This window comes from Verrucomicrobiia bacterium (assembly GCA_019634625.1).
GTDB lineage: Bacteria > Verrucomicrobiota > Verrucomicrobiia > Limisphaerales > CAIMTB01 > CAIMTB01.
In genome coordinates this window covers 40426-60193 of record JAHCBA010000039.1, presented here as the reverse complement: position 1 = coordinate 60193, position 19768 = coordinate 40426, and the positions used below count along the sequence as shown (strand labels likewise).

The 19768-nt window shown below is 67.3% G+C and carries 19 protein-coding genes; 5 read left to right on the top strand and 14 right to left on the bottom strand.

From position 1 onward, the window contains the following. Window positions 1-314: 314 nt before the first annotated feature. From KF833_19235 to KF833_19180, 12 genes are all read right to left on the bottom strand, one after another. Complete coding sequence (locus tag KF833_19235; protein MBX3747448.1) at window positions 315-668, bottom strand: hypothetical protein; 354 nt, start codon at window positions 666-668, stop codon at window positions 315-317. Window positions 669-688: 20 nt separating this feature from the next. Then, a complete protein-coding gene (locus KF833_19230) occupies window positions 689-1987 on the bottom strand; it encodes a hypothetical protein (protein MBX3747447.1) in 1299 nt (432 codons plus the stop codon). A gap of 93 nt (window positions 1988-2080) precedes the next feature. Continuing rightward, window positions 2081-3157, bottom strand: a complete 1077-nt coding sequence (locus KF833_19225; protein ID MBX3747446.1) for a class II aldolase/adducin family protein — start codon at window positions 3155-3157, stop codon at window positions 2081-2083. A gap of 12 nt (window positions 3158-3169) precedes the next feature. Then, the gene (locus tag KF833_19220) at window positions 3170-3484 is read right to left on the bottom strand and encodes an ethanolamine utilization protein EutN (protein ID MBX3747445.1); all 315 of its coding nucleotides are present in this window, start codon (window positions 3482-3484) and stop codon (window positions 3170-3172) included. A gap of 4 nt (window positions 3485-3488) precedes the next feature. Beyond that, window positions 3489-3764 carry a EutN/CcmL family microcompartment protein gene (locus tag KF833_19215; GenBank protein ID MBX3747444.1) on the bottom strand — a complete coding sequence of 92 codons (276 nt, stop codon included), beginning with the start codon at window positions 3762-3764 and terminating at the stop codon, window positions 3489-3491. Between the two features lie 30 nt (window positions 3765-3794). After that, window positions 3795-5306 (bottom strand): aldehyde dehydrogenase EutE, encoded by a 1512-nt coding sequence (locus KF833_19210; protein ID MBX3747443.1) that lies wholly within the window; start codon window positions 5304-5306, stop codon window positions 3795-3797. Between the two features lie 67 nt (window positions 5307-5373). Continuing rightward, entirely contained in the window at window positions 5374-5691 is a 318-nt protein-coding gene (locus KF833_19205; protein MBX3747442.1) for a EutN/CcmL family microcompartment protein, read from the bottom strand. Then, a complete protein-coding gene (locus tag KF833_19200) occupies window positions 5692-5976 on the bottom strand; it encodes a BMC domain-containing protein (GenBank protein ID MBX3747441.1) in 285 nt (94 codons plus the stop codon). A gap of 125 nt (window positions 5977-6101) precedes the next feature. Continuing rightward, window positions 6102-7295 (bottom strand): acetate kinase, encoded by a 1194-nt coding sequence (locus tag KF833_19195; protein MBX3747440.1) that lies wholly within the window; start codon window positions 7293-7295, stop codon window positions 6102-6104. A gap of 124 nt (window positions 7296-7419) precedes the next feature. Further along, window positions 7420-7695 carry a BMC domain-containing protein gene (locus KF833_19190; GenBank protein MBX3747439.1) on the bottom strand — a complete coding sequence of 92 codons (276 nt, stop codon included), beginning with the start codon at window positions 7693-7695 and terminating at the stop codon, window positions 7420-7422. Between the two features lie 69 nt (window positions 7696-7764). Continuing rightward, complete coding sequence (locus KF833_19185; GenBank protein ID MBX3747438.1) at window positions 7765-8061, bottom strand: BMC domain-containing protein; 297 nt, start codon at window positions 8059-8061, stop codon at window positions 7765-7767. A 130-nt stretch (window positions 8062-8191) separates the two neighbouring features. Continuing rightward, entirely contained in the window at window positions 8192-8869 is a 678-nt protein-coding gene (locus KF833_19180) for a phosphate propanoyltransferase (GenBank protein ID MBX3747437.1), read from the bottom strand. 114 nt (window positions 8870-8983) lie between these two features. On the opposite strand from KF833_19180, the gene KF833_19175 reads away from it, so the two are divergent. Both KF833_19175 and glnE read left to right on the top strand, forming a co-directional pair. After that, window positions 8984-9745 (top strand): DeoR/GlpR transcriptional regulator, encoded by a 762-nt coding sequence (locus KF833_19175; GenBank protein ID MBX3747436.1) that lies wholly within the window; start codon window positions 8984-8986, stop codon window positions 9743-9745. 129 nt (window positions 9746-9874) lie between these two features. Then, window positions 9875-12859, top strand: a complete 2985-nt coding sequence (glnE, locus tag KF833_19170) for a bifunctional [glutamate--ammonia ligase]-adenylyl-L-tyrosine phosphorylase/[glutamate--ammonia-ligase] adenylyltransferase (GenBank protein MBX3747435.1) — start codon at window positions 9875-9877, stop codon at window positions 12857-12859. Window positions 12860-12926: 67 nt separating this feature from the next. On the opposite strand, the gene KF833_19165 is transcribed toward glnE, so the two are convergent. Together KF833_19165 and KF833_19160 are read right to left on the bottom strand one after the other, a co-directional pair. Beyond that, on the bottom strand, window positions 12927-14666 hold the full coding sequence (locus KF833_19165) for an SMP-30/gluconolactonase/LRE family protein (protein MBX3747434.1): 1740 nt from the start codon (window positions 14664-14666) through the stop codon (window positions 12927-12929). A 522-nt stretch (window positions 14667-15188) separates the two neighbouring features. Further along, window positions 15189-16100 (bottom strand): aldo/keto reductase, encoded by a 912-nt coding sequence (locus KF833_19160; protein ID MBX3747433.1) that lies wholly within the window; start codon window positions 16098-16100, stop codon window positions 15189-15191. A gap of 220 nt (window positions 16101-16320) precedes the next feature. Here KF833_19160 and KF833_19155 point away from each other — a divergent pair, with 220 nt between their 5' ends. The 3 genes from KF833_19155 (at window position 16321) to KF833_19145 (ending at window position 19617) form a co-directional block, all read left to right on the top strand. Beyond that, window positions 16321-17037, top strand: coding sequence for a cytidylate kinase-like family protein (locus KF833_19155; protein MBX3747432.1), 717 nt, complete (start codon window positions 16321-16323; stop codon window positions 17035-17037). 68 nt (window positions 17038-17105) lie between these two features. Next, a complete protein-coding gene (locus tag KF833_19150) occupies window positions 17106-18392 on the top strand; it encodes a glutamate-5-semialdehyde dehydrogenase (protein ID MBX3747431.1) in 1287 nt (428 codons plus the stop codon). Window positions 18393-18414: 22 nt separating this feature from the next. Next, window positions 18415-19617 carry a class I SAM-dependent rRNA methyltransferase gene (locus tag KF833_19145; GenBank protein ID MBX3747430.1) on the top strand — a complete coding sequence of 401 codons (1203 nt, stop codon included), beginning with the start codon at window positions 18415-18417 and terminating at the stop codon, window positions 19615-19617. Window positions 19618-19768: the final 151 nt, after the last annotated feature.

The window sequence follows — 19768 nt, the reverse complement described above, 5'->3', positions numbered from 1 at the left end:
CACGCCCCTGCCTCTCATCAACCCCAATTCCCACACGTCCCCTCCTCCCCACCAACGCAAACTTCGTGCATATGCACGATCATTCCGTCCATTTTCACCCGCCCCTCCCCACACCCCGCCCCTGCCTCTCATCAACCCCAACTCCAACTCCCACACGTCCCCTCCTCTCCACCAACTCAAACTTCGTGCATATGCACGATAATTCCGTCCATTTTCACCCGCCCCTCCCCAACACCACGCCCCTGCCTCTCATCAACCCCGGCTCCCACCACCCGTCCCCCTCGGCCAGGGCGTCCAAGCGGCCATTCCCTGTCTCAGGCCGGCGGCGAGATGCGCCACGCGGCGTGCCAGTAGAAGACAAACCAGACGGCCAGATAGGCCAATGCAAACCACAGCACGACCGCGGATTCGGTCACGATCTGCCAGATGCAGAACGACACCAATCCCACGGCAGCCAACGCGGCGACATGAAGCAGCATCCGGTTGCCCGGAAGGACAACCGCCCCGAGCAGCAATCCGAGCGCCACCACCGGCAACCCCGCGAAAAGCAGGCCGTGGGTCGAGGCGCCGAAGCTCTTCCGGAAGGCATTCGACAGGACGATCAGGAACAGAAATCCGCCTCCCAGCCCGGCGGCGATCAATCCCAGCACCCAGCGGAGAAGAATCATGCAGACGCCTCCCCTGCGCCTTACCCGAACCGACGCTTCAACCGCCAGGCATCGTAGGCCTGTCGCTGTGCGGAAGTCATCCGGCCGAAGTCAGGGCCGCCTCCCGACAACACCGGCCATGCCTCATCCTGTCCCTCAGAAGCGCCGCCTGCGCCTCCCGATACGACCGGCTTGTCCCCGGCGCGGGCCGGCAGCGTCGGCACCGGATTGTCGCGAACCGGCCCCGTGGACCGTCGCGCGGCGCTGCCATCGTAGCTCATCGCCTGGTCGGTCAATTGAAGGTCGGCCTCCAGATCCCGGTGCGGCCGGATGCCCCGGGCCTGAAGCACGCCGTGGTAGGCGCGCACGGCCTCGTCCGGACCGAGCCGCCCGTCGGTGATGAGCCGCAGCATCTCGATGAACGCCAGTTGATGTTCGGCGTTGTTGATCTTGCGTCCGAACAGCGCGACCCGGGCCCCATACTTCTGGGCGTCGTGGATGAGCCGGAAGGCATCGTACGTGGTTCCGGCGCCCCCCCCCAGAATCCCCACCACCAGGTTCGGATCGTACTGGGCCAGTTCCTCCATCGCCCGGGGCCCGTGATAGACGATCTTCAGGAACACCGGCCGCCCGGCCTCCGGCACCCCCGCCAGCGTCCGCAGAATGTTGTCGTTGATGAAGGCTCCCAGCTTGTCCGGGGCGATCCCGCTCTCGACGTTGGGATCGAACACCTCAAGGAAGTGCCGGAACCGCTTCCGCTCGGCCTCTTCCCGGAACGCCTTGTACCAGAGCAACGCCTCCCGGTCCTGATCGAGTTCGTTGACGAACGTGACCGAATACAGCCCGAGATTGGCCCCGGGAAAGGAATCGCCATCCCGCGCGCACTCCACCTGTCCGCACTGGATCTGATCGATGCTGGCGGACCGGAACGGCTGGGACGGTTCCCTCGTATAACAGCCTTCCCGCACCGCCCAGACGTCCGTGGTGTCGTTGGCCCGCGCCGCTGGAGTGACCGCCGAATTCCGGAACAGCCCCTCCTTGATCGCCAGCTGCTCGTTGACGTAGGCAGACATCAACATGATGTCCACCACCCCCTGCTCGACGACCTCCCGGATCACATCGAGAAATTCGGGCAGGTTCCGGTACCCGAACTCCTCCCGACGCCACACCTCCGGCGAAAACTGGGCCGGCCTCGCCCCCCGCCGCGACAGATACGAGCGTGGCCCCGGGGCCCGCACCCCGAATGCCATGTCGGCATCCTTCGCGTCCGCCAGAATGAACGCCCGCGAACCGGGATTCGCCCTGATCTCCGCCAGCTTGGCATCAAGCGACTTCATGATTTGCACCCCACCACCTCACCACTCCCCCTCTCCGGTCTCCGGTTTCAGGTTTCAGGTTTCAGGTTTCAGGCCTCAGCCCTCAGGCCTCAGGCTTCATCCCAACCGCCGCAGGATCTGATCCGTCACCGCCTTGACCACGGCTTCCGCTTCCGGATCCAGGCCGGCCTCAGGCGCTGCCGGCTCGCTCGGTTTGGCGGGCAGCGCGCAGACCACCCCGGGACGCCAGTCGTTGTTGTCGCACAACTCGCATTCCTTGAGCCCGTGCCGCGGGTCCGGGATGCCGAGCCCCTGCTTGATCTTCAACAGATCCTGGAGCTGGGCCGGGGTCATCGTGTTGGGCGGTTTTCCCAACTGGGCCGACACCAGGATCGTCCGGCAGTAGGCCTCGAGGATCTCCATCTTGAAATAGGCGTCCTCGACGTCGAGATGGCTCCAGGCCACCACCCCATGGTTGGCCATCAGCACGGTGTTGTGCTTGTCCACCAGCTCCGCCACCAACTGCCCCATCTCCGGCGTCCCCGGCGTCCGGTACGGCGCCACCGCCACCGACGCGAACACCTCGTACTCCGGGATCATGCAGGTCGGAGGCGCGACCCCCGCCACCGCGAACCCGGTCGAGTAGGGCGGGTGACAATGCACCGTGGCCTTGGCCCGCGGCTGCCGCTTCATGATCTGCAAGTGCATCAGGATCTCGCTGGTGCGCTTCTTCCGGCCCGCCTTCTGGGTCCCTTCAAGATCCACCAGGCACATGTCGGCCGGCTTCATGAAGCCCTTGCTGACCAGCGTCGGCGTGCACAGCGCCAGATCGTCCGCCACCCGGATCGCGATGTTGCCCCCGTTGCCGTCCACGTATTCCCGCTGCCAGAGCCGCCGGCCGATGTCGCAGATCTGCTCCTTCAGCGTCTCCATCGGACCCGACCGGAAAAAGGCCTCGAGTTCCTCCGGCGAACTGGCCGCCGAAACCGGCTTCGGAAACGCCCTGGCCGTCTGGCTCAACGGCTCCCCCGATCCCGCTCCCCCTCCGGACGCTCCCGCCCCGTTCCGTCCGCGCCAGTCCCGGAGGACATCGCGGGCCGACGGAGTGAGGATGGCGTCCGCAGGCAGGGTCGCGGGATCCTCCCCCCGGCCGATCAGGGCCTCGACATCCTTCGCGGTAATGACTGTTGGCATGGTGAATGGCGGTCAGGGCGGCGGACCTTGAAACGGACGATGAAACACATGGTCCACCAGCGCGGCGTGAATGGCGTCGATCGGCGCCAGCGGGTCCAGGGGCTGGGCCGCTTCGCGTCCCTCGACGAACCCGATCAGATCGCCCACGCCGCCGCCCAGATTGTCGTACACGACCAGGCTCGGCTCGGTGGTCATTCCGTCCGGCGCCTCGCTCCCGTTGGGAAACTGCTGACGGTTGCATGGGTTCACCACCAGCCAGCGCGCCCCGACCAGTTCAGGAACCACACGACTCAACGTCACCCGGCCTATGACCTTGCCCAGTCGCATGACGTCACGGTCCCTTCCCCGCGGCCTCGTCCACGATCCCGGCGATGAGCCAGCGGACCGGGCTCCGCTCATCGCCCACCGTCTTGCGGGCCGCCGCGCCATCGCTGGACAACACCACCCTCTGGTGCAGCCCGACCCCAAGCGGGTCGATGGCCACCTGCGGCACGCCCTCGGGCCGGCCCCCGGCATCGATCGGCTGGCACACCACAAGCCGCCAGCCCTCGAAGCTCGGATGCTTCCGGGTGGCGGTCAGGTTGCCTTCGACTCGGGCCAGCAACATCGGTCGGATGACGGCGTCTCGATGCGCCGCCTAAAAGATTCTCAGCTTGTCCACCATCACGCAGCGCCGCACACGGGTGAACGTCCGCGGATTGCAGATGCCCTCGCCGGTGGTCGTCGCAATGCTGAAATTCGCGTACCCCTCGCCGCCGCTGCCCAGCCCCGCCAGGCACGAGCCGTTCTTCACGAACAACGTCGTCTCCAGGGCCCGCGCCATCGCCGTCATGTGCGCCACATCGTGCGAATGGATCATCGCCGAATGCTTGTACCCCTTCTCCGCCCGCTTCGACAACGCCACCCCCTCCTCGACGGAACGGACCCGCACCACCGGCAGGAACGGCATCATCTGTTCCTCGTCCACAAACGGATGGTCGGCCGCCGTCTCGGCAAAAAGCAGTTGCGTCCCCGCCGGCACCGACGCCCCGGCCGCCTGGGCCAGCACCGCCGGATCGCGCCCCACCAGGTCCCGGTTGACCACCGGATGCGGACAGCCCGCCCCCTGTCCCGCCGAAAATACAAAGGCGGCCCGGGTCAGCCTTTCGACCTGCTCCCCGTTCAACCGGTGCGCCCCGTGCCGTTCGAGGGCCGACAGCAACCGATCGGCCACGGCGTCGAGCACGAAGACCTCCTTCTCCCCGATGCAAAGCAGGTTGTTGTCGTACGCCGCCCCCGCCACCACGCAACGCGCGGCGTTGTCCAGGCAACTCGTCCCATCCACCAGCACCGGCGGATTGCCGGGGCCCGCGCAGATGGCCCGCTTGCCGCTGGCCATGGCCGCCTTGACCACCCCCGGGCCCCCCGTCACGCACAACAGCTTCACCGCCTCGTGCCTCCCGATGGCGGCAAAGGATTCCAGGGTCGGCGGCTCGACGATGCAGGCCAGGTTCTCGATCCCCAGTTCCCGATGGATCGCCCGGTTGAATTCCCGCGCCGCCGTCACCGCGCACCGGTAGGCCGAGGGATGGGCATTGAACACCGCCGAGTTCCCAGCCGCCGCCAGGCTGATGATGTTGCACGCCATCGTCGGGATCGAATGCGTGCTCGGCGTCACCGCCCCCACCACCCCGAACGGGGCATACTCCTCCAGGGTGATCCCGTGATCGCCGCTCAATCCGTACGGATTCAGAAACTCCACCCCGGGAATGCCGCGCTGCGCCTTCAGCTTCTCGATCTTGTGATCCAGCCGCCCGATCTTCGTCTCCTCAAGCTCGATCCGTCCCCACTCGACCGCGTTGCGTTCGCAGAGGTCCTTGACGATCCCGATGACCTTGTTCCGCCCGGCCACGCCCTTCTCGGAAAGCTGGAGATACGCCTCGTGCGCCGCCGCGCAGGCCTCATCGGCGTCCTGGAACACTCCGAAGCTCCCCCGACGCCCCTTCGCCGAGCCCGTTCCGCCCCCCGCTCCACCGTCCACGCGGCACGTCCCGGCTCCCGCCCCGCCGCCGCCGCTCCCATCGCCGGAACCGGGGCGCCCCCCGGAACCCAGCCGCGACAGCACCTCGGTCACCACCTCGCGTATCAATGTCTCGTTCAAAGTGCTCATGGAATACCGCTCTCGCTGGTCACCCGCCGCCCCGCTCCGCGCTCGCCGGGTCCGCCGGGTTCATGGGTCATGACGCCGCGCGCGCCGAATAAATCTGCCTGCCGAACACATCCACCGAATCGACAATCCCGATGATCACGGCGTCCACCGGGGCTTCCTTCATCCCCGGGGCCAGCCGCGCGCTGCTGCCCTGGCAGAACAACACGGTCTCCCCCTGCCCCGCCCCCACGCTGTCCACCGCCACCACCGTGTTCATTCCCGGCCGGAACTGTGTCGGGTCCTTCTCGTCCACCAACAGGGGCCGCAACAGGAGCAGCTTCCGGCCGCTCATGGCCGCGTCCTTCTTGGTGCAGACCACCAGACCTTCGACCCGGGCGAGAAACATCTACTTCTTCCTCGGCAGAACCTGGTCGGTGTCGGCGTGCGGCCTGGCAATCACGTGCACGCTCACCAGTTCGCCCTTGATGGCTTTCACCGCCTGGGCCCCGGCGTCGGTGGCGGCCTTCACCGCCGCGACGTCGCCCACCACGGCGGCCGTCACCAGGGCGTTGCCCACCTGGGTCATCGGCCCCGCCAGTTCCACATTGGCGGCCTTGAGCATGGCGTCGGTCGCCTCCACGAGGGCGACCAGACCGCGGGTTTCAATCAATCCAATGGCTTGCTGTGGCATATCAATTCTCTCCTGCGCGCTGCGTTCGGTCGTTCGGTCGTTCGGTCGTTCGGTCGTTGGTTTGTTCGGTCAAATCGTCGCGGCTTCGTTCATTCGTCGTCCGTCCGGTCGTCCGTCCACCCCCTTCATCCTCCGGATCCCCGTTCCAGAAAGCGCTTCGCCTCCCGCGCCACCACCCATTCCTCGTTGGTCGGAATCACCAGCAGCCGCACCGGCGAACCCGCCGCCGACACCTCCGCCTCCACCCCCCGCGCCGCCGCGTTGCGTTCCCCATCCAGCACCAGCCCGAGCTTCTCCATCCCGGAGACGATCGCCGCCCGGAGACCGCCCTGGTTCTCACCAATCCCCGCCGTGAACACCACGGCATCCGCCCCGTCCAGCTCGACGAGATACGCGCCGATCCATCGCCGCACCTCGTGCACAAAAAGTTCCATCGCCCGCTTCGCCCCCGCGTCGCCCTGCCCGGCCGCCGCCAGAATGTCCCGCACGTCGTTCGACACCCCGCTCACCCCCTTCAATCCCGACTCCTTGCACAACTGCCGTTCGACCTCCTCCAGACTCAATCCCAGCGTCCGCATTACGAACGGCACCGCGAAGGCGTCCAGATCGCCCACCCGGTTGTTGTGCGGAATCCCCGACTGCGGACTCATTCCCAGGCTGTTCCCAATCGCCACCCCGTTGCGGATCCCCGTCACGCTCGAACTCCCGCCCAGATGACACGAGATCACCCGCAGTTCCGGCCCCGTCACCGCCGTGCTCCCCCCGTCCACATAAAGCCGCCTCGCCCGCTCCGCCACGTCCGGACGCCCCAGTAGTTCCGCCGAGCGTTCCGCGATGAACTTGTGGCTGGCCCCATGGAATCCCCAGCGCCGCACCCCCGCCTCATGCCACGCCCCGGGCACCGCGTAACGTCGCGCCGGCTCGGGAATCCACTGGTAGAAGGCCGTCTCGAACAACCCGATCAACGGCACCTCCGGAAGCCGTTGCGCGAAGAGTCGCACCCCCGAGATGTACGGAGGATTGTGGGCCGGCGCGATCGCGTTGTACGCCTCCATCGCCCGCACCGCCGCCTCGTCCAGTCGCACACAGCCATCCACCCCCCGCGCCATCACCGTCTTGAACCCCACCGCCGCCAACTCCCGCTCGTCCGTGATATGCCCCCCCTCCCGCAACTGCCCAAGGCAGTCCTCGATCGCCCGCGGATAATCGCTCACCCGCTCGAAGCCCCCCTTGTGCAGCATCCGCTCGCCCCCGTCCGAAAACTCGAACAGGCGCCACTTCAGCGACGTGGACCCCAGATTGGCGACGAGAATCTTCATCACGATCAACGCCGGCCCGGCACGGGCCTCGCAGGATTGGATGTCGCGCCCGGCAACACCCGTCGGGCGGCACCGCCCGCCCAAAACTCCCCGACGTCCCGGCCCGGCAGCCCGCGGCACCCGCTCACTGCAGCCACTTCCCCAGGCCGCTCAATCCCTCGTGCGGCCTCGGAATCACCTGCACACAGACAATCTGCCCGATCGACGAGGCCGCCGCCGCGCCCGCGTCCACCGCGGCCTTCACGCTGGCCACGTCGCCCCGGAAAAACGCGGTCACAAATCCGCTGCCCACCTTCTCCCAGCCGGTGAAGGTCACGTGCGCCGCCTTCAGCGCGGCGTCCGTCGCCTCCAGAAGCGCGCACAGACCCTTGGTTTCAATCATGCCGATGGCTTGAGACATAAATCTCCGAATCCCGGTTGATGGTTGCTCTCTCTCCGCTCCGCGTTCCTCGCTTCGCCCTCGCTTCGCTCACTTCGCCGCCTTGACCGCCCCGGACTCCGCCAGGAATCCCTTCACCAGGTCGTCGTGGGGACGCGCAATCACATGCGCACTCACCAGCTCGCCAACCTTGGCCGCCGCCCGTGATCCGGCATCCACCGCGGCCTTCACGCTGGCCACGTCGCCCCGCACCACGACGGTCATCAGCCCTCCCCCGATGGGGATCGTCCGGGCCACGCTTACATTGGCGGCCTTCACCATCGCGTCGGTCGCCTCGACGCTGCCGGTGAAGCCCTTCGTTTCGATCATGCCGATGGCTTCGCTCATACGCTGTGGGAATGCTCAGTTCTCTCGTCTCGCTCTGTCCGAATCGCTTCAACCACTCCAATCTCTCAAATCGTTCCCATCTCCCGCGCCGCTCCGCGTTCCCTTCCGCAGCCATCCTACGGCCGCCACCCTACCGCAGCAGTTCGCAGGGCGTGTCCGGCTGCAAATGGCACGCGTTGCCCTCGTCGGTGTCGATGTGCACCTCCAGCTTGAAACTCGGATCGACCCGCACCAGCAGCTTCTCGAAAACCACGCCGCACCCGCCGCCCACCCGCAACCGCATCGTCTCCCCGTTCTTCACCTTGTGATGCACCGCGTCGTCCGGATGCATGTGCACATGCCGCAGCGCCCGGATCACCCCCTCGTTCATCTCGAAAAACCCCGCCGGCCCCATCAGCATGCAGCCAGGCGTCCCCTGGATGTTCCCCGAACTCCGCAACGGCACCTCGAACCCCAGCGAGATCGAATCCGTATAGGCCAGCTCCACCTGGTTCAAACTCCGGCACGGACCCAGGATCCGCAGGTTCGAAATCACCCGGCTCCGCGGCCCGATCAACGTCACCGTCTCCCGCGCCGCAAACTGCCCCTCCTGGTACAACCACTTGTACGGCGTCAACGAATGCCCCACCCCGAACAACGCCTCCACCGCCGCCTGCGTCAGGTGACAATGCCGCGCACTCACGTTCACCACCAGCGGACTCGGCCCCCCCGCCGACCGCGGCAAAGGCTTCCCCAAACGCCGGTACACCTCCTGGCGCACCAGGTGCTCAACAACCGCCCGAGGCATGGAAGACGAGGCTACTGCCATGTATCGATGCCCCGCATCCCGACAGGCATCGCCTCCCGGGTCAATCCAAATCTTGCAGAATCTTCCAAAATCTTCCAAACTCTCCCCGCGTTCAGGCCCTCTCAACCCCGCCTCATGCAAGCCGAGGAACGTCAGGCCCGCATCGAAGACCACCTCAATCGTGCCGAGTTCGCGTCCCTCGACGAACTCGCCGAACTCGTCGATGCCTCCCCCTCCACCGTCCGTCGCGACCTCCAGACCCTCGAGGGACGCGGCACCGTCCGCCGTACCCATGGCGGCGCCCGGCTGGTCAACCCCCGCTCCGACGAATTCGTCTTCGCCGCACGGGATACCCATGAACTCGACGAAAAGGAGGCGATCGGACGCGCCTGCGCGGAGCTGATCCGCCCCAACCAGAGTCTCATCCTCGATGCCGGCACCACCGTCTTCCACGTTGCCCGCCACCTGGAATCCCGTACTCCCCAGATCATCACCAACTCCCTCCCGGTCGCCAACCTGTTCACCTCCAGTTCGCGCGTCGAAGTGCTCCTGTCCGGCGGTGTGCTCTACCCGCGCCTCGGCGTGCTGGTCGGCCCGCTGGCCGTCGAGACCTTCTCCCGCATGCACGCCGACGTCGCCATCATGAGCAGCGGCGGCCTCACCCTCGAAGGCATCACCAACTCCCACGGGCTCCTCATCGACATCCAGCGGGCCATGATCGCCGCCGCCGGACGGGTCATCCTCTGCCTCGATCACACCAAGTTCGGACGCCGCTCCATTTCCCCCCTCTGCGACCTCGACGCCATCGACACCCTCGTCACCGACCGCGCCGCCCCCGCTGCGCTCCTCGACCGGCTCCGCCAGCGCGGCATCGAAGTGGTCATCGCCCCCGGCTAGGGCAACCGGGTCAGACACGTCCATTTACAATCCTCCAGTTCTCTCGTCGCCAACGTCAGGAGGCGTTCGCCTCGCCCTCTCCGACTTTGCACGTGCCGCCGCCCGCCGGTTCGGGCTCAATCGCGGCCCATGGACCCCCGGCGCTGGAAATCCCTCCTCGGAGACGCCCCCGATCCCAGGCGCGCCACCCATCACCTTCAAATCCTCGCCGAGGCCGCCGACCTCGCCCCCCTCGAAGCCGGCCCGCCCGAACCCCGCCAGCTCCTGATCAACCTGCTCGCCGCCTCCCGCTGGCTCACCAGCCTCCTCCGGCAACATCCCGACTGGATCGCCGAAGCCACCGATCCCGACGCCCTCCGCCAGCCCCGCCGCCGTCAGGGACTCGATCGCGAAATCGACACCCTGACCGCCCTCCCCGATCGCACCGCCGCCCTCGACGGACTTCACCGCCTGCGCCAGCGCGAACTCCTCCGCATCGCCGCCCGCGACCTCGCCCGGGTCGCGCCCCTCCCCGAGATCCTCCTCGAACTCTCCAACGCCGCCGATGTCTTCCTCGAGGGCATCCTCCGCCGCATCACCCCCGAACTCACCGAACGCTGGGGTTCCCCCTGGCACCACGACCCCGACCAGCGCTGGACCCAGACCGCCTTCTGCGTCCTCGGCATGGGCAAGCTCGGTGGCCAGGAACTCAACTACAGCTCCGACGTCGATCTCCTCTTCCTGTACACCGACGAGGGCTACTCCTTCCGCACCCCCCCCAAACAACGCACCTCCACCTCCTCCGCCGTCCTCTCCAACCACGCCTTCTTCAAGCGGCTCGCCGAAGCCCTCATCCATGAAGCCTCCAGCCGCGGCGTGGACGTCGGCGCCCTCCGCATCGACATGCGCCTCCGCCCGGAAGGCGACGCCGGTCCCCTCGTCCGCTCCCTCGACTCCTACGAAAACTTCTACGCCGAGTGGGGCCAGTCCTGGGAACGCATGATGCTCCTCAAGGCCCGCGGCGTCGCCGGCAGCCTGTCCCTCGCCGGCGAATTCATCGAGGTCATCCATCCCTTCCGGTACCCGCGCGCCCTCGGCGAAGGCATCCTCCACGAAATGGCCGCCATGAAGGCCCGGCTCGAACAGGAAATCGTCCGGCCCGGCGAACTCGATCGCAACGTCAAGCTCGGCCGCGGCGGAATCCGCGAAATCGAATTCATCGCCCAGTCCCTCCAGGTCCTCCACGCCGGTCGCAATCCGTTCCTCCAATCCCATCAAACCCTCCCAGCCCTCAACAAACTCGCCCATTATCAACTGCTCCCCGAAGCCGATGCCCATGCCCTGTCCGATGCCTACCGCCTCCTCCGCGACGTCGAACACCGGCTGCAAATGGATGAACTCCGTCAGACCCATACCCTCCCCGACGATCCCGCCGCCCTCGACCGCATCGCCCGCCTGATGGGCGCCCCGGACCGGAAGGCCTTCGCCCGAATCCTCCGCCGTCACACCAGCCAGGTCCGGTCCCACTACGAACGCGTCTTCCAGTCCGACCCCGCCGCCCGCCCGGCCGATCCCTTCCCCCCCACCTTCGATCCGCCCCACACTCCGACATGGCTCGAACTCCTCCGGCACCATCGCTTCCGTGACCCCGACCAGGCCCTGCGCATGGTCCGCGCCTTCCTCGAAGGCCCCGGCTTCGGTCATGTCTCCCGTCGCACCAGCGAACTCGGACGCCAGCTCCTCGCCCGATTCCTCGAACTCTGCATCCCCGCCTCCGCCCCCGCCGCCGACGCCCCCGAGCCCCGGGCCGCCGATCCCTCGCTCACGCCGTCCCCCGACGCCCCCCCCTTCCAGCTCTCCGATCCCGACCGCGTCCTCGTCCGCCTCGACAGCTACATCGGCAACTACGGCGCCCGCGCCTCCCTCTACGAACTCTGGACCGCCCGCCCCAACGTCTTCGAACACATCCTCAAACTCTTCGATCGCTCCGAGTTCCTCGCCGAACTCGCCATCCGCGAACCCGACCTCGTGGACCAGCTCGAAGCCGGCGCCCACCTCCAACGCCACAAGGACGCCGCCCTCACCCTCGCCGACCTCCGCCACGGTCGTGACGATCCCGACCAGCACCTCTGGCTCCGGCGCTACTTCCAAACCGAATTCATGCGCCTCGGCCTTCGCGACATCCTCGGCCTCGCCGACTTCGAACACGCCAACCGCGAACTCACCCACCTCGCCGAAGCCTGCATCCAGTACGCCGTCGAGGTCGTCACCCGGCGCGCCCGCCTCCGCACCCCGCCCTTCGCCGTCATCGGCCTCGGCAAACTCGGCGGCGCCGAACTCGTGTACGGCTCCGATCTCGATGTCATCTTCGTCGCCCCCACCGACACCAGAGACCTCCCGCGCCTCCAGAAACTCGCCAACGAAGTCATCGACCTCCTCGCCACCCGCACCCCCCAGGGCGCCGTCTTCCCCCTCGATACCCGCCTTCGCCCCGACGGCGACAAGGGCCTCCTCGTCAACACCCTCCAGGCCCACGAGGACTACTACCGTCAACGCGCCCTGCTCTGGGAAATCCAGGCCCTCACCCGCGCCCGCGCCGTCGCCGGACACGACGCCACCGGCCGCGCCTTCGAATCCCTCGCCCGCTGCCTCACCAACTTCCACACGCCCTCCCTTCCCCTCGCCGCCCTCCAGCCCGGCTGGGATCGGGAAATCGCCCGCATGCGACGCCGCATCGAACTCGAACGAACCCCCAAGGGCCGCGACGCCCTCGCCTTCAAAACCGGCTCCGGCGGCCTCATCGACGCTGAATTCCTCGCCCAGACCCTCGCCCTCCAACACGGCTGGTTCCAACCCAACACCCTCCTCTCCCTCCGCCACGCCGCCGACCAGCACGCCCTCACCCCCGACGACGCCACCCGCCTCATCGCCAACTTCCGCCGCCTCCGCCACATGGAATCCATCCTCCGCCGCTGGAGCTTCGAAGGCGAAGCCGTCCTCCCCGACGACCCCGCCGCCCTGCTCCGCGTCGCCACCCGCTGCGGCTACTCCGCCACCGAACCGTTCCTCAACGACCTCGCCCGCTGGCGCGCCGAAATCCGCGAGATCTATCGTCGTCACCTCCCCGCTGCGTAGCCGCCGAACCTGACCCGCCGCCATGCAGCAGGGAGCAAAGCGTCCCTGCTCCCTCATCGCACCGGCCCTACCGCCCCAACGTCCGCGTCATCCGCCGGTACACCCGGTCGCTGCTGCACACGTACAGCATTCGATGTCCCGTCCCCCCAAATGCCACACTCACGCTCCCCTTGTCCTGCGGACGCGACACCACCCCGAGCGACCGCCCTTCGCCGTCGAACACCTGGATGCCGAGATGCGACGTCACCCAGACCCTCCCCTCCCCATCCGTCGCCGCCCCGTCCCCGCCGCTGTCCGCCCCCCCGTTCGGCACCGCCAGAACCGCCCGCCGTTCGCCGCCGCCCAGACTGCCGTCCGGATTCAGGGCAAACCGCCAGACGTGACGTCCTCCGTGTTCGCTGACCCAGAGCTCCGATTCGTCGGAACTCAGCGCAATCCCGTTGGGCCGGGCGATCCCCCCCGCCACGGTCGGCGGACGTGACATCTCACGGGCGCTCGTCGGCACCCGCTGGATCTGGCCCGCCGCGGTGTCGGTGAAAAACACATGGCCGCTCCGCGTCACCACCAGGTCGTTTGGCTGCACGCCCGTCGCCATGGTTTCCACCCGTTTCGATCCGGGCTCGATCGCCACGATGCGGCGCGTCTCGTTGGTGCCGGTCGCCTGGACGCAGGCATAGAGCCAGCCATCGGCGCCGAACTTCATCCCGCTGATCTTCGGCCCGTTCTCCAGCCAGAGCCGCGGCGTCCCCCCCGCGGCCGGCACCCGGTACACATCCCCGCGGGGCAGGTCGCTGAAATGGAAGTTGCCGTCGGCATCCGAGGCCGCGGCGTCGGTGAACGCATACCCTTCGCCCACCAATTCCCACCCCTCCCGGATGCCCCCATCCGGCAGCACCGCCTCCAGACCCACCCCCGCCCCGGGTTCCTCGCGCCACAGCCAGCGCAACGACTCGGGCAGGATCGCGCCCCCGTGCCGCCCGTTGTGCGCTCCGTCCCCGTACACGAACCGGTGATCGTACCCCGCAAACGCCAGCGCACTCGCCATCTCCAGGTTCGCCAGCGGCCAGTTCCCGTGCGCGTTGTTCAGATCGTTGCTTCCATCCTGCAGAAACACCCGGATCGGCTTCCTCCCGGTCTTGCGGATCAACGCCGGATAGACATGCCCGCCCCGGATGTTCACAAAGCTCCCAATGTGGCTCAGCACCTTCCCGAACCGGTCCGGCCGTTCCCACGCCACCGTCCAGGCGCAGATCCCGCCGCTGCTCATCCCCGCCACCGCGTTCCGTGCCGGATCGTCCGACAACCGCACCTCGAAGGTTCGCTCCACAAAGGGCAGCAACTCCTCGATCAGAAACCGCGCATAGGCGTCCCCCAGGGAATCGTACTCCACACTCCGGTTGTTCCGGTTGCCCCAGCCCGATCCGTCCGGCCCGCCCCCGCCCCGGTGCCCCGGATTGACGAACACCCCGATCGTCACCGGCATCGCCCCCTTCGCAATCAGGTTGTCCAACACGATCGGTACCCGCATCAGTCCCGTCTCGCCCACATACGCGTGCCCATCCTGAAACACCATGACCGCTGCCGGCTCCCGACCCTGGTATTGCGCCGGGATGTAGATCCAGCCGTGCCGATGCGTTCCCGGAAACACCCGCGACGCCTCGAACTCGAACGACTCCACCCGCCCCTTCGGCACCCCAGCCGCCCGTTCCGTCGATTCCAGACCCAGCCGGTACTCATCCGCCGCCGGAACCACGCCTGCCATCGCAAGACCCAGACAGCCCGTCACCCAAGCCATTCGAACGCGCATCGCCGTACCCTGCGCCTGCCGCCTTTCATTGTCCCGACCGAATTCCCCCCCGGACGCATCTCCATGGTGTCGGAGATTCCATCGGTCGAGGCATACAACGAGGGGAACGTCGGGGTCGGGGTCTTTGACATAGTCCCCAAGGAGGACCCGCAGTTGTTTGGACAGGATTCACAGGATCCACAGGATCCAGAAGATCCGCCTGCCTGCCGGGTTTCGCGGTGGGTCGAGAACTCCCTGTCTGTTGCTCCGCTCCATCCTGTTCATCCTGATCATCCTGTCCAAGAGCCTCAGACCAGACGCCTCGTGACTTTGTGAATCGCCCTGGAGGGCCGGCAGTTTCCCTGCGATCGGGTCCCGGAAACCCGGAGGGTTTCCAGAGATTAGCCGGGGGTCGGACCCGGCTCCGCGGGTTCGACCCCCGGGCAGCTATCCCCACTCGCACACGACCCCGCCAGGGGTCGCAGCACCCCTCCGTGAGTCCTCATCCCTCCGCTCCACTCCCATGCGCCCTCTCCAGGCCCGTCACGCCGCCAACCGTGTCACCCGCCGCAACCGCACATCGAAATCGTCCAGCTCCTCCGTCTTCTCGAAGCCCACCGTCACCATGTCCACCAGGCCATTCGCCCAGGCGTAACCGATCGACTGATCCTTCTTCTCCTCGTCGTTCCTCAGCCGGCCCTCGCCGATGATCTTCATCCCCACCACGCCCTTGCCTTGTGCCCGAATCCGTTCGAGCACCGGCGCCACCTTCTCGGGCGGCCCGTCCATCACCATCTGAAACGGATTGATCCGGGCATGCACCGAATCCACCCACGGTTCATCCACCACCGCCTCCAGCGCCGCCAGCGAATGACACGACACCCCGTGGGCCCGGATCACCCCCTTGCGCTTCAGCTCCGCCAGGATCTCCATCTGCCGCGCCAGCTCCCTCGGCCACGTCGCCGACTCCACGCAGTGCAGCAGCACCAGGTCCAGGTAATCGGTCTTCAGTTCCTTCAGAAACCGCCCCACCACCACGTCCGCATCCAACCGTTCCGGCTCGGGAATCCCCCCCGGCCGGAACCAGATCTTGCTCATCAGCATGTACTGGTCGCGCGGCACCCCCTCCAGAGCGGGAGGAAACAACCCGTGCGTCCCATACATGTCGGCCAGATCAAAACTCCGAACCCCACGCTCATGGATCTCCCGGATCAATCGGTGCGCATTCTCCACCCCCATTCGCGTGTGATTCGATTCCCGCATCCCTCCCCGCACCCCGGTCCCCATGCTCACCCGCGACGTCCGAATGCCCGTCCGCCCCAGCGTCACCGTGTCATAAGCCCCAAGGGCAGAAAGGCGCGGCTCGGTGGCGGCCCAGCCGCTTTGCGCGCCAAGCATGGCGCCGCCGATACCAAGGGCCGAAGTCTTGAGAAACTGGCGTCGTGCGATCTTCATGGGGCTTCCTGGGTTGAACGATCTGGGCCCTTCTACTCCCGCGCCCCCCCAGGGAAAAGCCCGAAGACGCCAATTCGCCACCTCCTCACCCGCAATTCAACGATGCACCGACGCCCCTTCGACACCCGCCAACCCACGGTGCCCTTCCGCCAATTCGGGACGAGACTTTCCCCGTGCCGTGGAGATGATCAGCTTCAGAAACCACCCCCACCCTGACGCCATGAATACCGTCGCCTCACTCGAACACGCGCTGAGTTACGTCGAGACCCAGATCGCCCCCTGGAAACGCCACGAGCACCCGCGAACCCCGCCCACGGTCACCCTCTCCCGCATGGCCGGCTCCGGTGGCATCGCCGTCGCCGAACACCTCGCCCGGTTCCTCCAGAAGCATCGCCCCGGCAACCGTGCCCCGTGGACCGTCTTCCACCGAAGCCTCGTCGAGAAAGCTCTCGCCGAACATAATCTCCCCGCCACCCTCGTCCGTTACATGCCCGAGGACCGCGTCTCCTACATCCGGGATACCATGGAGGAACTCCTCGGCCTTCACCCCTCCTCCACCACCCTCGACAAGCAGGTCGCCGAGACCACCCTCGGCCTCGCCCAGCTCGGGAATTGCATCCTCGTCGGACGCGGTGCCCATCTCATCCTCGCCAGCCTCCCCACCGCCTTCCACCTGCGCCTGGTCGGCTCCCCCGGGAAACGCGCCCAGCGCATCGCCGACCTCCGCCAGCTCGATCTCGCCGCCGCCCACGATTACATCCAGAAGGAGGACGCCGCCCGCCGTCGCCACCTCAAGTCCCACTTCGACGCCGACATCGACGATCCGCTCGCCTACCACCTGGTTCTCAATACCGACACCTTCTCCGTCGAGGAGGCCGCCGAAATCCTCGGCCATGCCGTCCTCCGCCGCTTCCCGGACTCCCCGGCCGCCGCCTGAACCGCAGGACCGCTCCGGGCTCGTCTCCACGCTCGCCGCCCAGCCGCTAGCCCCTTAGGCTCGGCTCCATGACGCTGGCCGAGCAGATGAGGCTCCTCGCCGCGGAGGCCAAATGCGCCTCCCGCGGTCTCGCCAAACTGTCCACCGCCGACAAGGACGCCTGCCTCCGGGCCATGGCCGACGCCCTCGATCGCGCCCTCCCCGCGCTGCTCGACGCCAACGCCCGCGACCTCGAGACCGGACGCGAACTCGGCCTGTCCGCCGCCATGCTCGACCGCCTCAAACTCGACGGGAAACGCGTCGCCGCCATGGCCCAGGGCCTCCGCGATGTCGCCGCCCTCCCCGATCCGGTCGGACGTGTCCTCGACGATCGCACCCGCCCCAATGGCCTCCGTCTCCAGAAAGTCGCCACTCCCATCGGCGTCATCGTCATCATCTACGAGTCGCGCCCCAACGTCACCGCCGACGCCGCCAGCCTCTGCTTCAAAACCGGCAACGCCACCATCCTCCGCGGCGGCAAGGAAGCCCTCCACTCGAATCGCCTCATCGCCGCCACCATGGTCGCCGCCGCCCGCGACGCCGTTCCCGCCTTCCCCGAACACGCCATCCAGGTCGTCCCCGTCCCCGACCGCGAAGCCATCCCCGCCCTGCTTTCCCATCCCGACCTGGTGGACCTCTGCATCCCCCGCGGTGGCGAAGGCCTCATCCGCGCCGTCACCGACTGCTCCAAGGTCCCCGTCATCAAACATTACAAGGGCGTCTGCCACATCTTCGTGGATCGCGAGGCCGACCCGGCCATGGCCGAGGCCATCGTCGTCAATGCCAAATGCCAGCGCCCCTCCACCTGCAATGCCGCCGAAACCGTCCTCGTGGACTGGCCCATCGCCACCGGGTTCCTTCCTTCCCTCGCCGCCCAACTCTGGGAACGCGGGGTCGAACTCCGCACCGATGTCCCCACCCGCACCCTCCTCGGCATGAAAGGCCGCCCCCCCGAGGGAAAACTCGTCGCCGCCCAGCCCGACGACTGGTCCCGCGAATACAACGATCTCATCCTCAATGTCCGCGTTGTGGACGGCCTCGGCGACGCCATCGCCCACATCAGCCGCCACGGCTCCGCCCACTCCGAATCCATCGTCACCCGCAACGAGGCCGCCGCCCGCCGCTTCCTTCTCGAAGTCGATTCCGCCGCCGTGTACTGGAATGCCTCCACCCGGTTCACCGATGGCGCCGAGTTCGGCATGGGCGCCGAAATCGGCATCAGCACCGACAAACTCGGCGCCCGCGGCCCCATGGGCCTCGACGAACTCTGCACGTACAAGTGGATCGGCACCGGCACCGGACAGATCCGGGAATAACCCCGCGCCCCCTCCCTCCGCCATGCCCCCGCCCGTCCCTGCCCCCGCCCATCCCCCCACCGAACGCCGCACCCCCTGGGTGCAACTCCGCACCTTCAGCTATCACCCAACCCTCTACCCGGCCATGATCCGAGGAGCGTCCCCCGACGCCACCCCCGGTTCCCTGGTCGCCGTCTACGACAAGGACGGCTACCCCTTCGGTGCCGGCTTCTACCATCCCCGCGCGCGCGTCCCCCTCCGCGTCCTCCACCACGGACCCGACGCCGTTACCGAACAGCACCTCCTCGATCAACTCGACCGCGCTGTCGCCCTGCGCCATGACGTCCTCCGCCTCCCCGACCACACCGACGCCTACCGCGTCGTCCACTCCGATGGCGACAGCCTCAGCGGCCTCGTCGTGGACCGCTTCGCCGATGTCCTCAGCGTCTCCGTCCACAGCCTCGGCGTCTTCCAACGCCTCCCCAACTGGCTGGATCATCTCCATCGCCGCCTCGGAACCCGCCATGCCGTGATCGAGGTCGACGAACGAGCCGCCCGCTTCGAAGGCATCCGCCGCGCCGGCGCTCCCCCGCCCCCGCTCCAGTCGGTCAAGATCCGCGAACACGGCATCCGCCACGAAGTGGACTTCGCGGAGGGCCACAAGACCGGCTTCTTCTGCGACCAGCGCGACAACCGACGTCGCCTCACCGCCTTCACCCGCGGCGCCCGCGTCCTCGACCTCTGCTGCTACACCGGCGGGTTTGCACTCGCCGCCAGGATCGCAGGAGAGGCAACCGAAGTGACCGGTGTGGACCTCGACGAAACCGCCATCGCCCGCGCCCGCCGCAACGCCAACCTCAATCAGGCCCGCATCGAGTGGATCCACTGCGACGCCTTCACCTGGTGCCGCCAGATGCAGAAGAACCGCGAACGCTGGGACGTGGTGGTCCTCGACCCCCCCAAGCTCGTCTTCGACCGCGAAGACACCGACGGCGGCACGAAGAAGTACGAGGACCTCAACATCCTCGGCCTTTCCCTGGTCCGTCCCGGCGGCCTCTTCGTGACCTGCTCCTGCTCCGGGATGGTGGACGAGGACGAATTCGACCGGATCGTGATCAAGGCCGCCCACCGGCAGGGACGACGACTCCAGTTCCTCGACCGCACCGGCGCCGCCCCCGACCACCCCGTCCTCTCCACCTGCCCCGAAAGCCGCTACCTCAAGGTCCGCTGGACCCGGGTCCTCTAAGCCGTAACCATGCAGTAAGCTGCTGGTTTTTGGGGCGACGAGGCACCCGTCGCGCGAATCCTGCACGAGGCGCTTGGCGGGAAATTCAGGCCTCGGGGCCGGGTGAACTCTAACCACTAACCAATTTATAGAGTCCGACTCTTTATTGTTG